The organism is Mesorhizobium sp. M7A.F.Ca.CA.002.05.1.1 (assembly GCF_003998335.1).
In the GTDB taxonomy this organism is placed as follows: Bacteria; Pseudomonadota; Alphaproteobacteria; order Rhizobiales; family Rhizobiaceae; genus Mesorhizobium.
Genome location: NZ_RZQI01000049.1, coordinates 1 through 13,800 on the forward strand (window position 1 = coordinate 1; position 13,800 = coordinate 13,800).

A 13,800-nucleotide genomic window follows, 5' to 3' on the forward strand; every position below is an offset into this window, starting at 1 on the left:
CGTCTACGACCTCTACGCCGTCGCCTTCTTCGGCTTCCTCGGCTATCTCCTGACCAAGCTGCGCTGCGAACCGGCGCCGCTGCTGCTCGGCTTCGTGCTCGGCCCGCTGCTCGAGGAAAACCTGCGCCGCGCCATGATCCTCTCGCGCGGCGACCCGAGCACCTTCTTGACCAGACCGATCAGCGCCGGCCTGCTGCTCATCGCGCTCGCCGTGCTCGTCATCGTCTTCCTGCCGGCGGTCAAGAAAAAGCGCGAAGAGGTGTTTGTGGAGGAGAGTTGAATTACGCCGTCGTTCCGCTTCGGTCCTGAATCTCTTCGACAGGGTCGAGCGGTGCGATCGGCACCAGCGGTGCCGGCACATCGGTCGTCTTGACCTCGGCCTTGCAGATGTCGGCGATGACGCAGGCCGGGCAATCCGGCTTGCGCGCCTTGCAGACGTAGCGGCCATGCAGGATCAGCCAGTGATGTGCATGGCGCATATATTCGTCCGGAATGATCTTCAACAATCCTTGCTCGACCTGTTCCGGCGTCTTGCCGGGCGCCAATCCGAGCCGGTTGCCGATACGGAGAATGTGCGTGTCGACCGCCATCGTGTGCTGGCCGAAGGCCATATTGAGCACGACATTGGCGGTCTTGCGCCCGACCCCGGGCAGCTTGACCAATTCATCGCGACTGTCGGGTACCTCGCCGCCATGGTCGCGGATCAGCGCCTGCGACAGCGCAATCACATTCTTCGCCTTGTTGCGCCACAGCCCGATGGTGCGGATATATTCGCCGACCCTTGCCTCCCCCAGCGCCAGCATCTTGTGCGGCGTATCGGCGGCCTTGAACAGCGCCCGCGTCGCCTTGTTGACGCCGGCATCCGTCGCTTGCGCCGACAGCACCACCGCGACCAGCAGCGTGAAGGCGTTGACATGTTCGAGCTCGCCCTTCGGCTCGGGCCGCTGGACGGAAAAGCGCCGGAATATCTCGTGCACTTCGGCCGGGCTGTAGCGCGACGAGCTCCGCACCGGCCGCGGGCGTGGCTTGACGTTCGACCCATCGCGTCGTGCGGGCAACAGCTCTTTTTTGGACAGGGAAGAATCTTTGGACTTGGGGCTTGCCATTTCCCTCCTATAATATCCCCTCATGAGCGACACAAACGCCTCGTTTCAGGCCGACGAGCCATTCTTTCAGGCGCTACTCACCCCGCACCGGTCTCTGGGCCGGACAGGCTTCTTCATCCTGATGGGCGCGCTGCTGTTCGGCTGGCTGGTGACAGGCGCGTTTTTCCTGTCGCGCGGCGCCTGGCCGGTGTTCGGCTTCTTCGGCCTCGACGTGGCCGCCGTCTACCTCGCCTTTCGCATCAACTACCGGGCCGCTCGCGCCCGCGAGGAAGTCTCGGTCTCGCGCACCAGCCTCGACATCCGCAAGACCGCACCTTCCGGCAAATCGGAAGCGCATCGCTTCAATCCGTTCTGGGCGCGGTTTTCGGTAGCCCGCCACGCCGAGATCGGCATCACAGGGATGACGGTGGAAGGCCAAGGGCAGAACGTGCCGATCGGATCCTTCCTGGACCCCGATTCCCGCGAGAGCTTTGCCACCGCCTTTTCGCGCGCGCTGGCGACCGCCAAGGCACGCTGAGCCAGCCACGGGCGGCTCCTGGGCTCGAATCCCGTGTCCATCTACGTATGCGGCGTAGGAAGGCAAGTTTCGGGTGGCGATCGACGCCCCGAGGGGCGATATTCCGGCTCAAGGAGACAGTTCCATGAGCACACACACCGCAGTCCTCAAAAAGGACATCACGCCTGAAGGCAGCGACTACGAAATCGTGCGCCGTGCCATCGAGAAGATCAGTCTCGACTATCGCGATCAGCCTTCCCTCGAAGAACTGGCCGAGGAGGTTGGCGAGACGCCGACCGGCCTGCAAAAACTCTTCACCCGCTGGGCCGGCCTGTCGCCCAAAGCCTTCCTGCAGGCGGTGACGCTGGACCATGCGCGCAGGCTGCTCGATTCCGGCATGCCGCTGCTCGAGACCTCGTTCGAACTGGGCATGTCCGGCCCGGGCCGGCTGCATGACCTGTTCGTCACCCATGAGGCGATGTCGCCGGGCGACTACAAGACACGCGGCGCCGGGCTCACCATCCGCTACGGCTTCCATTCCTCGCCGTTCGGCACCGCCCTGATCATGGCCACCGAGCGCGGGCTCGCCGGCCTCGCCTTCAGCGACCCCGGCGAGGAACGCGCCGCCTTCGCCGACATGTCCAGCCGCTGGCCGAACGCCGTCTATGTCGAGGACATGACTGCTACCGGTCCCTATGCCGCCCGTATCTTCGATCCGACGCTGTGGCGCCCCGACCAGCCGCTGCATGTCGTCATGATCGGCACCGACTTCCAGGTTCGCGTCTGGGAGGCGCTGCTCAAGATCCCGATGGGTAAGGCCCGCACCTATTCCTCGATTGCGGCCAGCATCGGCGCACCGTCCGCCAGCCGTGCTGTCGGTGCGGCCAACGGGGCCAATCCGCTCTCTTTCGTGGTGCCTTGTCACCGCGCCATCGGTAAATCAGGCGATCTCACCGGCTATCACTGGGGCCTGACCCGCAAGCGCGCCATTCTGGGCTGGGAAGCCGGGCAGGTATCGTAATATCGATTTTCCTCGATATTGCGAAGGAAAACATGGATATATCGGCCTTCTTAAGTATAAGCGCGATTTAGACTGTGGTTTCCGCCGTTGCAACCCAGGGCAACCTCCGGTCCCCTGCAGTTGTTATTTTGAGCCGTTATTTTAGGTAACTCTAAATTAACCACGATAAAGTGATGATGCCCTCATATTAATCCGGACGATCCGGCTTGATAGGAGGTCCCGATGACATTGTTTCGCGCCGCCTGCGCCGCAGCTCTGCTGGTTGCCAGCCTCGACGAGGCCGCGTTGGCCGCGACGCAGAATGTCATCTTCAATGGCACGATCGCGCCCACCTGCACGCTTGTCGTTGCCACCAACGGCACGATGACGGCCAGCCCCGATCTCCAGTCCCTCAGTTCCCACAACAGCGGCGGCTCGGCTGGGACCGTGACACTGACGACGACCGGAGGTGTGTCGCTCAGCGTCGATCCGGTCACCACCATGACGGTGCCATCGGCAGACAGCACGTCGACGACCTGGACGCCGACCTACTCCGCCACCGGCGCGCATGCCATCGTCGAGACCGGCTCGGCAACCAGCATCACCACCCCCGGCGCCGATCTCGTCTCGGTTCACCTCGCTGGAACCAAAGGCGGCAGCAATCGCTTCGCCAACGGCAATTATCAGGCAACGGTAACGCTGCGCTGCGAATGACGCGTGGCGAAGGAGGGGTCGTTGAAACATGCTCGAATCCTGGCGACGGCATTGGCCATCGGATTGACACCCATTGCCGCCAAGGCCCAATCGATGTCGCCGATGCGTGGCGAGATCAACAGCTTCACCGACGTCTTCGCGGTCCGCATCTTCCCTGCCAATCCCTACGACCGGAAGATCCGGGTCGAAATCCACGTCTACGATCAGGATTTTCAGCCGGTAGATGCCAGAATCTCTCCAAATGTCTTCCAGCTGGCTTCCCAGGCTTCCCGTTCTGTCCTTGTGGTCGTGCCCTTTGACGGCGCGGCCGAGCGTAAAGTGCGTATCTGTACCGAAAGCATCCCCTTTCCCAATCAACAGACGCAGATAAGGGCACAGATATGCGGAAAGTTCTTTGGGCGCCGCAAGTCCTGACACTGGCGCTCGCGGCTGCTTGGGCGGGTGCCTCGCCGGCCGGGGCCGAGGACGTCTACAACCTCAACCAGAATGAGAGCGGCTTCAACCTGCCCGGTGTCACCTTGCCCCAGGGTCAGGACGAGGTCCGTGCCGCGGACGGCACCACATGCCGTTCCGCCGTCTCCGGCTCCGGGGCCTATGTCGATCTCGGCGTTATCAGAGGCAACAGCCAGTCCGACAATGATGTCGCCACTTACGGCCGGGTGGTGATCCCGATCGGGCGTACGCCGAAGCGCGTCGATTGCAGCCGTCTCTATGAGCTTGAGGTCGAGCGCCTGCATCTGGAGCTGAAACTTCTCAAAATGGGCCTCGGCGCCGACGGCCAGACGGCCAGCGTAGCCGCCACCGCTCCCGCAGCCGCATCACCGGGGTGGGCCAACGAAGGCTGGAGCATCAGGACCGGAAATGGCGATGGCAAGAAAAAGAAGAAGCAGTAGCCGCGCGCTGCTTGCGATGGCGGCACTTGCCGGTTCCTGCCTTCCGGCGCAGGCGGCGATCATCGGCACCTGCACCATCATGGTCGGGGCGTCCGGAACGATGAAGGCCAATCCCGCCATCAGCATACTGGGCTCCAAACAGGCAGGCGGATCGAGCGCCAGCGCCACCGTGGTGGCGAGTTCCCTGTTGTGCTCGATACTTAACCTGCTTGACTGCTATTCGGTTTCGGCGCCGGCGCCTGCCGCATTCTCCTCCGCGCCGAGCGGCGGCGGCACCAACGTGATCTTCGCTTCAGTCTTCCGCCTCGATGGCTCGGGGGTCGATGTCAACGGAAGTGTGCCGCAAAGGGTTGCCAACGGCACCCACGCGATGCAGGTCGACCTCACCGCCACCAAATCGAGCGGTATCTTTCCCGCCGGCAACTATCAGGGCACGGTCACCGTGCGCTGCGAATAAGGCCACGACACCTCAAATCGGACTGGACCATGCGCGTGGTCTGGCAAGCCGCGGCCTTACAGGTTAGCTTCCACGCAATCGGAACGATCTGCGTTCGCCCGGACGCACGAAGACGCTCCGATATTTTGAATTTGCGTTGCCAGGAGGCCCTGCTTGATTATCGTCATCGGCTCGATCAACCTCGACCTTATCGCCAAGGTCGACCGCTTGCCGAGTCCCGGCGAGACGGTGGGCGGCTCGGCCTTCACCACCGCACCTGGGGGCAAGGGCGCCAACCAGGCACTGGCCGCCGCACGCGCCGGCGCCTCGGTGCGCATGGTTGGCGCCGTCGGCAGGGACAGCTTCGCCGCCGAGGCACTGGCCTTGCTGCGCGACGGCAAGGTCGACCTGTCCGGCGTTGCCGAGACTCATGCCTCGACCGGCACGGCACTGATCATGGTCGCCGACGACGGCGAGAACATCATCGCCGTGGTGCCGGGCGCCAACGCTTCCGTGGTGCCAGGCGATCTCTCCAAGGCCTTTCTGAAAAAAGGCGACGTCGTGCTGCTGCAAAATGAGATTCCGCTGGCCACCGTCGATGCCGCCCTCGACCAGGCAAGGGCGGCCGGCGCCATTACCGTGCTCAACACGGCGCCTTTCCAGGGGCAGGCAGCCGGCTTTCTCGGCAAGGCGGACTATGTCGTCGCCAACGAAACCGAGTTCGACCTCTATGGCGAAGCGCTGTCGCTGCAAGGCCGCGACCGGGCGGCCCGTATGCGCGACTTTGCCGGAAAGACCGGCCGCACCGTCGTCGTCACGCTCGGCGGCGACGGCGTGATGGCGGCAACGCCGAGCGAATTCCTCACCGTTCCGGCACGCAAGATCACCCCTGTCGACACGGTCGGCGCCGGCGATACGTTCTGCGGCTATTTCGCCGCCAGCCTGTCGTCGGGCCTCACGCTCGAACAGGCGCTGGCGCGCGCTGGCGCGGCCGGTTCGCTGGCCTGCCTGAAGCCTGGCGCCCAACCGGCGATCCCGCTCGCCAAAGACGTCGATCAGGCGCTGCAGGAAACCCGTTAAAATGCTGCGTCCGCAAACGAAACATGCCGTGCCGCCGGCAAGCGACATCTGCCGCCTGTCCGCTGTCGAACTCGCCGGCGCGATCCGGGAGAGAGAGCTTTCCGTGCGCGAGGTGGTGGCGGCATTCCTCGATCGCATCGAGGCGGTCAATCCGCTGGTCAACGCCATCGTCTCCTTGCGCGATCGCGCCGATATCCTGCGCGAAGCCAATGCGGCCGATGCCAGCCTGTCGCGAGCCGAAGCGGCGGGTCCACTTTTCGGCATGCCGATCGCCATCAAGGATCTCGCCTCGACCACGGGCCTCAGGACCTCCTTCGGCTCGCCGATCTTCGCCGATTTCGTGCCGCAGGAAGACGATTTCTTTGTCGAGCGCATCCGCAATGCCGGCGCCATCATCATCGGAAAGACCAACGTCCCCGAATTCGGGCTTGGCTCCAACACCTACAACGCCGTGTTCGGGCCGACGTTGAACGCGTTCGATCCGGCCCTGACCGCCGGCGGCTCGAGCGGCGGCGCGGCGGTGGCCCTGGCGCTTAACATGGTGCCCGTCGCCGATGGCAGCGACTTCGGCGGCTCGCTGCGCAACCCGGCCGCCTGGAACAATGTTTTTGGCTTCCGCCCGTCGCAAGGACTTGTTCCCGGCGGACCCGATTTCGAAGTCTTCCATGCGCAGATGGGCGTCGACGGGCCGATGGGCTGCAACGTTCGTGATATGGCCCTGCTGCTCGATGTGCAGGCCGGTTACCACCCGCGCGCGCCATTGTCCTACGAGAAACCCGGCTCGTTCCTCGAAGGGCTTGGAATACCGGCAACTGGTGGCCGCATCGCCTGGCTCGGCGACCTCGGCGGTCATCTGCCGGTTGAAACAGGCATTCTCGGCCTGTGCGAGGCGGCACTTGGCCGCTTTGCGGATGCATCCTTCCCTAGCGAACCCCTGCTGCCGGATTTCGATTTCGAAGCGCTGTGGCAGGCCTTCGTGACGCTGCGCCAGGCCAGCAGCGGCTGCGCGCTCAAAACCCACTATGACGATCCCGCGAAGCGCCGCCTGCTCAAGCCGGAAGCCATCTGGGAAGTGGAGAACGCCATGCGGCTGACGGCGCCGCAGATCCGCGCCGCCTCCGTGACCCGTACATCCTGGCATCGCACGCTGTTGTCGATCTTCGACCGCTATGATCTCGTCGCGCTGCCGACCGCGCAGGTCTTCCCCTTCGATGTCGATACGCATTGGCCGCGTGAGGTCGCCGGACGCGCAATGGACAGCTATCACCGCTGGATGCAGGTTTCCGCCTTCGCGACCTTGGGCGGCTGCCCGGCGGCCAACGTGCCGGTCGGCTTCGACGATAGGGGCCGACCGATGGGCATGCAACTGATCGGCCGGCCGCGCGGCGACCTCGCCGTGCTGAAGGCGGCGGCGGCCTATGAGGCAACGCTGCCTTGGCAGACCGGCGCCTGAACCGAGCGGACTGGCGTGTCGCAGGGCGCTAGTTAGCGGCTTGCACCGGCTGCGCTGCTATGCATTGATTGTCCTCAAGCCGCGCCGCATCGGCGGCATTCCTGGGGAAAAGTCATGTCGCTCGAACTCTACGCCGCCTATGTCCTGGCTTGCATCGTCATCATCCTGGTGCCCGGCCCAACGGTCACGCTGATCATCGCCAACAGCATCCGCCATGGCTCCCGCGCCGGTCTCGCCAATGTCGCCGGCACGCAGGCAGGGCTTGCCGTGATGATCGCCATCGTCGGCATCGGCCTCAACACACTGATCTCGGGCATGGGCCACTGGTTCGAGTGGGTGCGGCTGATCGGCGCCGCCTATCTGATCTGGATGGGTGTGCAGATGTTCCGTTCCAAAGGCACGCTGAACGCCGATGGAACGGCCAGGAAACCGCGCGGCGGCTTCTTCCTGCAGGGCCTGCTGGTGGCGCTCAGCAACCCCAAGACGTTGATCTTCTTCGGCGCCTTCTTTCCGCAGTTCATTTCGCCGCAAGGCAACTACTCGCTGCAGATCGCCATCATGGGCCTGACCGCCATGATCTTCGCCGCCTTCTCGGATTCGACCTATGCGCTGGCCGCCGGCCGCGCCGGGCGCCTGCTGTCGGCCGGCCGCATCAAGCTTTTGTCGAGGATCAGCGGCAGCTTCATGGTCGGCGGCGGCCTGTGGCTGGCGCTTTCAAAGGCAAAGTAACAGCGCGCCGACAAGCCGGGACTCTAACAGCAATTTCCTGAAACAGGGAGGCCGATTGAAAGTCGGCCTTCTGTCCACCACATGAATCGGCGGTTGGGGGATTCACGTCGATGTCGTGGACTTTTGCGGATGTGAAAGGGCACGTGCTGGGCGTGATCCTGATTGTTGCTTTGTTTGCGGCGGTGTTGGTCCTTGATCCGCTCAAGTGGACGAATATGGCAAGCCCAATCCGGTCGGTCGTCACCGTCGACGCAATGGTCAGAAGTGTCCAGTGGGACCGCGTCGGCATCTATCTGGTCTCTGTCGAGAACGGTCCGTCTGTTCTCATCAAGGACAAACGCCTGCATCTGATCGGCTCGCGCATAAGCATTGAACGCGTCACGCGCGACAATGGAACGATCTTTTATCGGTTTCCAGAGTGAACTGGCGGCTGGCGCCTCTTCCCTCGCCCCGGTTACGGGGGATGGGGTGGTCGCGAAGCGATAGGGTGAGGGGCAGCGCCGAGGGCGCAAGCAGAATCTCAACGTTTGTGCCGCCCCTCACCCGCCTGCCGGCACCTTCTCCCCGTAAACGGGGAGAAGGAGGCTCACAGCCGCCCCAGCCTCTCCACCAGTAGCGCGAAAAATCCGTCATGGTCGATGTCGCGCATCACCATGGCGTTCTTTGGCCGCTTGGTGACGCCCCACCAGTCGATCACGGTCATGCCCATGGTCAGTTCCGAGGCGGTTTCCACGCTGACGTTGCAGTTGCGGCCCTTGAACAGGTCAGGCTTTAACAGATAGGCGATGACGCAAGGGTCGTGCAGCGGGCCGCCGTCGGTGCCGTATTTCTCCTCGTCGAAGCGCTCGAAGAATTCCAGCATCTCGGCGGTGGCGGTGCCGACCTTGGTGCCGAGCGCGCGGAAGGTTTGCGTGCGCTTGGCGGTGGTCAGCGCCTTATGGGTGACGTCGAGGGGCATCATCACGATCGGAATACCGGATTTGAACACGACATCGGCGGCCTGCGGATCGACATAGATGTTGAATTCGGCGGTCGGGGTGACATTGCCGCCCTCGAAGAAGCCGCCGCCCATCAGCACGATTTCCTTGATGCGCGGTGCAATGCGCGGCTCGCGGATCAGCGCCAGCGCAATGTTGGTGAGCGGGCCGAGCGCACAAAGCGTGATCGTGCCGCTTTCTTCCCCCATCAGCGTCTCGACGATGAAATCGACCGCGTACCGGTCCTGCAGCTTCATCGTCGGTTCTGGCAATTGCGGTCCGTTGAGACCGGTCTTGCCATGCACTTCCTCGGCGGTGACCAGTTCGCGCATCAGGGGCCGGATGGCGCCGGCATAGACCTTGATGTCCGGACGGCCGGCCAACTCGCAGATCTTGCGGGCATTCTTTTCGGTAAGCTTCAGCGGCACGTTTCCGGCAACGGCTGATATGCCGACGATCTCCAGTTCGGAGCTGCCGAGCGCCAGCAATATGGCGACGGCATCATCCTGACCGGGATCCGTGTCGATGATGATCTTGCGTGATTGGGGCATTTCAATTCCTTGTTTGGCGAGGTCGTGGGCTTGAACCGATCCGATCGAAACATCCAAATGACGCCGAAGCGGTCGCGAGCTGCCATGTCGAACCGCTCGACCGGGAAAGACAATTCCCGACCTGCGCGCTTCTCCTTGCATCTGCTCGCCGTTTCAAGCGCCATGTCGGTCATTCCTGTGAGTCCACGCCTGGTCTTTTTGAGCGGGTCTGTTGACGGCTTGAACTTGGTCGCGGGGCGGACCATATCAAGGCCATCGGGAAAAATGCCATCTGGGTTTTTCCACTTTATGTCGCTCTTGAGAGGACAGTGTAACATGAGCCGAATGACGCCCTTTTCCAGCCCGCTTCTCCTTGGTTTCGACGCCATGGAAAAGACCCTGGAACGCCTGGCGAAATCCGGCGACAGCTACCCTCCCTACAACATCGAACGCCTCAGCGGCGCCGACGGCAAGACCGAAAGGTTGCGCATTACATTGGCGGTCGCCGGTTTCGCCGAAAGCGATCTCGATGTCACCACGGAGGAAAACCAGTTGGTCGTGCGCGGCCGTCAGACCGACGACACCGAGCGCGAATTTCTTCATCGCGGCATCGCCGCGCGCCAGTTCCAGCGCTGTTTCGTGCTGGCCGACGGCATGCGGGTGATCGCGGCGGAGTTGAAGAACGGTCTTTTGTCGATCGACCTCGATCGGCCGGAGTCCGAACGGCTGGTACGGAAAATAAACATATCGGTGAAAGACTGATCTTTACCACTGCATCGGCCGGAAATCGGCTCCGACTTCCGAAAGCACGATGCAGCAAATTGAAATGGCTCTCATGCGGGATGGCCTTGAGCGGCGTCCTCGCGCCAAGGAGGCTTTGAAATGACCAGAACTGAAAACATCACCATGACCAATGGCGAATTCGCTCATCTCGGCGAAGGCTCGGTCGCTTATCTCAGAAAGGTCTCGAGCGACGAATTGCTCGGCCGTTTCCCCAATCTCGGCGAAATCGCCCCCGGCATGGAACTGTGGGCCTTGTTTGCCGCCAATGGCCAGCCGATCCTGCTTTCCGATGCGCGTGACCGCGCTCTGGCCGGCGCCATGGAAAACGACCTGACCACCGTCGCCATTCATTGACAGCGATTCCGGCTGAAACGGAAAGGGCCGCCCATGGCGGCCCTTTAGCGATATCATTCTCGAAATTCAGGCCGCGTGCGAAGCCTGGGTGTCCGACAACAGCGCGTGGATAGCGGCGGCGTCGCGCGTACCCCTGATCTTGGCCACCGTGTCGGCATCGCGCAGGACCCGCGCGATGCGCGACAGTGCCTTGAGGTGGTCGGCGCCCGCCCCTTCCGGCGCCAGCAGCAGAAACACCAGATCGACGGGCTGATCGTCCAGCGATTCGAAATCGACAGGCGTCTCCAGCCGGGCGAAAACACCTGCGATGCGTTTCACGCCGGCCAGCTTGCCGTGCGGAATGGCGATGCCGTTGCCGACGCCGGTCGAACCCAGGCGCTCACGCTGCAGGATGGTGTCGAACACCTCCCGCTCCGGAATGCCGGAAATCGCCGCTGCCCGTTCGGACAGCAGTTGCAGCAGCTGCTTCTTGGAGTTCGCCTTCAACGCCGGCAGTATCGCCGGAACGTTGATAAGATCGCTCAGATCCATGCTAGAAAATCCCTTGTTCGCCTGCCGTCACCAGTCCCCACCCCTCGTGCGGCCGGCTCTTATTGCCGTGCGACCCTTGTCGTCACCGTGCGACCTTTGTCGTCACGCTTGCGCGACCTTGGTCGTCGACGGGTCGATCCAGCCGATATTTCCATCGGGTCGGCGATAGACGATGTTGAGATGGTCGGTTCCCGCATTGCGGAAGACAAAGACCGGGCTGTCCTTGGTGTCGAGTTCGATGACCGCCGACGCCACCGACATGGTCTTCAGCGTCATGGTTGATTCGGCGACGATGGCGGGCGCGAAATTCTCCGGAATGTCCTCGTCGTCATCGGCAAGCGGCGCCATCACCGTGTAGGCGATGTCGGTCGGCTGGCCGTTGGCGGCGCCCGAATTGTGCGATTTCAGCCTGCGCTTGTAGCGCCTCAGGCGGGTTTCCAGACGGTCCGCCGCCGCCTCGAAGGCTAGCGTCGGATCCTGGGCATCGCCGGTGGCCTGCAGCGAAGCGCCGGAATCCAGCCGGATCATGCAGTCCGCCGAATAGCGCGAGCCCGATTTGATGACCGTGACATGTCCGGCAAAGCCGCGATCGAAATATTTGCCGATCGCTTCGCCGACGCGATCATTGATGCGTGTCCGAAACGCATCGCCGATATCCATGTGTTTTCCCGATATGCGCAGATTCATCTGAAAACTGACCTTCCTTGCTCAGGCTTCAAACTGGCCCGAGTTTATACTCGTGATCCGTGCGCACAAGCTTTGCGGCGTCACTTGCGCCGATTTTAAATCCAAACTTTCCGGTTGATCACAAGCCGCCCTTTGACCGTCCCGAGGCCAACGTCGTGACGGACCATCCGCATGCGGGCATCTAGCCCGTCTCATGCGGGCGGGCTTCTAGCCACTTCACCGCGGCTTGTCAATGAAGTGCCGGCCTGTGGAAAATCGACCCGCTCAGCGCCCGGCGCTGGCCATCGCCCGTTTCTCGCGTCGGCGCTGCACCGAAGAGGGGATATTCATGCCTTCCCGGTACTTGGCGACCGTACGTCTTGCAATGTCGACGCCACTTTCGCGCAACATGTCGACGATCGCGTCGTCGGAAAGCACGTCGACGGGTTTTTCCTCGTCGATCAACTGCTTGATGCGGTCACGCACGGCTTCCGAGGAATGCGCATCGCCGCCGCCCGACGCGGCGATCGAGGCGGTGAAGAAGTAGCGAAGCTCGAACACGCCGCGCGGCGTCAGCATGTATTTGTTGGCTGTGACCCGGCTGACCGTCGATTCGTGCATGCCGATGGCGTCGGCCACCGTGCGCAGATTGAGCGGCTTCAGCTGCCGCACGCCATGGACGAGGAAGGCATCCTGCTGGCGAACGATTTCCGAGGCGACCTTGAGGATGGTCTTTGCCCGCTGGTCGAGGCTGCGCGTCAGCCAGTTTGCATTCTGCAGGCATTCGGCCAGAAAATCCTTTTCCGCCTGGTTCTTGGCCTGCGGTGAGACCTGGGCGAAATAGATATGGTCGACCAAGACCCGCGGCAGCGTTTCGGCATTGAGTTCGACCGTCCAGCTGCCGTCATTGGCCGCGCGCACCTCGACATCGGCGACGATCGCGTCGCTGGCGCCGCCCGAAAACGCCATGCCCGGCCGGGGATCGAGCGCCCGGATCTCCGCCAGCATGTCGAGCAGATCCTCCTCGTCGACACCGCATATCCGTTTCAATGCATGAAAATCACGTCGTGCCAGGAGTTCGAGATTGGCGACCAGCGCCTTCATCGCCGGATCGAGCCGGTTGCGCACCGCAAGTTGCAGCGACAGGCATTCGGCCAGGTCGCGGGCAAACAGGCCGGCCGGCTCGAAGGTCTGACACACCGCCAGCACCTTCGCCACGGCAGCGGCATCCGCACCGAGACGAGCGGCGATCTCGGCCAGGTCGGCACGCAGATAGCCGGTCTCGTCAAGGCCGTCGGCGAGTTCGGCGGCGATCAGCCGTGCAGCCGGGTCAGTGAAGGCTAGCGCCACCTGTTCACCGACATGGTCGCGCAGCGTGATCGCAGCAGTCGCCATATCGCCGGCGTCAAACCACTCGGATGAGGAACCCGCGCCATTGCCCGAAGCCGATTTCCATTGTGCCGTCAGGTCGGGACCGAGCCGCTCGCTGGTCCCCGGGTCGTCGGGGAACAGGTTTTCCAGCGACGTGTCGAGCTTGTCCGAGATCGCCTCGGCGCTCCACTGCGTCTCGTTTTCGAACCAGTCGCCTTCGGCGGTGGCTTGCGGCTCCGCCTCGATCTTCTGCGCCTGGTCGCTGGCGGCATCGTCCTGCGGCTCGGCGCGCTCCAGCAGCGGATTGCGCTCGATTTCCTCGTCGATGAAATGCTCAAGCTCGACATGGGTGAACTGCAGCAGCCGAATCGACTGCATCAGCTGCGGCGTCATCACCAGCGACTGCGATTGTCGTAGCTGTAGTTTGGCCGCCAACGCCATGGTTCGGTTTCAAACGCCTCGTCTACGCATCCCGACTTCCGGGCAAGAATTTTGCAGCCGGCCATAAAACTGGCCCGGCTTTTGCTTGTCAAGGCAATTGGTAGCAAAACCCGCTTACCGGAGCGTTATCCCGGAGCAAAATCGAGAAAAAGCGCCGCTCGAACCGGAAAAATCGTGTCAGGAAACAAATTTCACGCTCAGAGCAATTCCAGGAAAAGTGAGAGACCGCTTTCCCGGGAA

General features: G+C 62.8%; 17 protein-coding genes and 1 pseudogene. 13 read left to right on the forward strand and 5 right to left on the reverse strand.

Going from position 1 to position 13,800, the window contains the following annotated elements:
* A pseudogene (locus EN939_RS04640) lies at window positions 1–280 on the forward strand (tripartite tricarboxylate transporter permease); the annotation flags it as partial.
* A gap of 1 nt (window position 281) precedes the next feature.
* On the opposite strand, the gene nth reads toward EN939_RS04640, so the two are convergent.
* Entirely contained in the window at window positions 282–1,106 is an 825-nt protein-coding gene (nth, locus tag EN939_RS04645; RefSeq protein ID WP_127267097.1) for an endonuclease III, read from the reverse strand.
* A gap of 22 nt (window positions 1,107–1,128) precedes the next feature.
* On the opposite strand from nth, the gene EN939_RS04650 reads away from it, so the two are divergent.
* The 10 genes from EN939_RS04650 to EN939_RS04695 all read left to right on the forward strand — a co-directional run bounded on the left by EN939_RS04650 (window position 1,129) and on the right by EN939_RS04695 (window position 8,329).
* Entirely contained in the window at window positions 1,129–1,623 is a 495-nt protein-coding gene (locus EN939_RS04650; RefSeq protein ID WP_127267098.1) for a DUF2244 domain-containing protein, read from the forward strand.
* A gap of 124 nt (window positions 1,624–1,747) precedes the next feature.
* A complete protein-coding gene (locus EN939_RS04655; RefSeq protein WP_127267099.1) occupies window positions 1,748–2,623 on the forward strand; it encodes a methylated-DNA--[protein]-cysteine S-methyltransferase in 876 nt (291 codons plus the stop codon).
* Between the two features lie 222 nt (window positions 2,624–2,845).
* A complete protein-coding gene (locus tag EN939_RS04660; RefSeq protein WP_127267100.1) occupies window positions 2,846–3,316 on the forward strand; it encodes a hypothetical protein in 471 nt (156 codons plus the stop codon).
* A 21-nt stretch (window positions 3,317–3,337) separates the two neighbouring features.
* Window positions 3,338–3,730 (forward strand): hypothetical protein, encoded by a 393-nt coding sequence (locus EN939_RS04665; RefSeq protein WP_127267101.1) that lies wholly within the window; start codon window positions 3,338–3,340, stop codon window positions 3,728–3,730.
* On the forward strand, window positions 3,697–4,209 hold the full coding sequence (locus EN939_RS04670; RefSeq protein ID WP_127267102.1) for a hypothetical protein: 513 nt from the start codon (window positions 3,697–3,699) through the stop codon (window positions 4,207–4,209). The genes EN939_RS04665 and EN939_RS04670 overlap by 34 nt, the downstream gene beginning before the upstream one ends.
* The gene (locus EN939_RS04675; RefSeq protein WP_127387361.1) at window positions 4,184–4,666 is read left to right on the forward strand and encodes a hypothetical protein; all 483 of its coding nucleotides are present in this window, start codon (window positions 4,184–4,186) and stop codon (window positions 4,664–4,666) included. The genes EN939_RS04670 and EN939_RS04675 overlap by 26 nt, the downstream gene beginning before the upstream one ends.
* Before the next feature lie 153 nt (window positions 4,667–4,819).
* Entirely contained in the window at window positions 4,820–5,725 is a 906-nt protein-coding gene (locus EN939_RS04680; RefSeq protein ID WP_127267104.1) for a ribokinase, read from the forward strand.
* A gap of 1 nt (window position 5,726) precedes the next feature.
* Complete coding sequence (locus EN939_RS04685; protein WP_127267105.1) at window positions 5,727–7,178, forward strand: amidase; 1,452 nt, start codon at window positions 5,727–5,729, stop codon at window positions 7,176–7,178.
* A 114-nt stretch (window positions 7,179–7,292) separates the two neighbouring features.
* A complete protein-coding gene (locus tag EN939_RS04690) occupies window positions 7,293–7,907 on the forward strand; it encodes a LysE family translocator (RefSeq protein ID WP_127267106.1) in 615 nt (204 codons plus the stop codon).
* Window positions 7,908–8,017: 110 nt separating this feature from the next.
* Window positions 8,018–8,329: a hypothetical protein gene (locus tag EN939_RS04695; protein WP_127267107.1), complete on the forward strand. Its 312-nt coding sequence runs from the start codon at window positions 8,018–8,020 to the stop codon at window positions 8,327–8,329.
* Window positions 8,330–8,493: 164 nt separating this feature from the next.
* On the opposite strand, the gene EN939_RS04700 is transcribed toward EN939_RS04695, so the two are convergent.
* Complete coding sequence (locus EN939_RS04700; RefSeq protein ID WP_127267108.1) at window positions 8,494–9,435, reverse strand: nucleoside hydrolase; 942 nt, start codon at window positions 9,433–9,435, stop codon at window positions 8,494–8,496.
* A gap of 315 nt (window positions 9,436–9,750) precedes the next feature.
* Here EN939_RS04700 and EN939_RS04705 point away from each other — a divergent pair, with 315 nt between their 5' ends.
* A complete protein-coding gene (locus EN939_RS04705) occupies window positions 9,751–10,176 on the forward strand; it encodes an Hsp20 family protein (RefSeq protein WP_023760739.1) in 426 nt (141 codons plus the stop codon).
* Between the two features lie 120 nt (window positions 10,177–10,296).
* The gene (locus EN939_RS04710; protein ID WP_023760740.1) at window positions 10,297–10,551 is read left to right on the forward strand and encodes a DUF1150 family protein; all 255 of its coding nucleotides are present in this window, start codon (window positions 10,297–10,299) and stop codon (window positions 10,549–10,551) included.
* A 66-nt stretch (window positions 10,552–10,617) separates the two neighbouring features.
* On the opposite strand, the gene ptsN is transcribed toward EN939_RS04710, so the two are convergent.
* The 3 genes from ptsN to rpoN all read right to left on the reverse strand — a co-directional run bounded on the left by ptsN (window position 10,618) and on the right by rpoN (window position 13,560).
* A complete protein-coding gene (gene ptsN / locus EN939_RS04715) occupies window positions 10,618–11,082 on the reverse strand; it encodes a PTS IIA-like nitrogen regulatory protein PtsN (RefSeq protein ID WP_013529589.1) in 465 nt (154 codons plus the stop codon).
* Between the two features lie 102 nt (window positions 11,083–11,184).
* A complete protein-coding gene (gene hpf / locus EN939_RS04720; RefSeq protein WP_013529588.1) occupies window positions 11,185–11,769 on the reverse strand; it encodes a ribosome hibernation-promoting factor, HPF/YfiA family in 585 nt (194 codons plus the stop codon).
* Window positions 11,770–12,033: 264 nt separating this feature from the next.
* Window positions 12,034–13,560, reverse strand: coding sequence for an RNA polymerase factor sigma-54 (gene rpoN, locus EN939_RS04725; RefSeq protein ID WP_127267109.1), 1,527 nt, complete (start codon window positions 13,558–13,560; stop codon window positions 12,034–12,036).
* Window positions 13,561–13,800 lie beyond the last annotated feature (240 nt).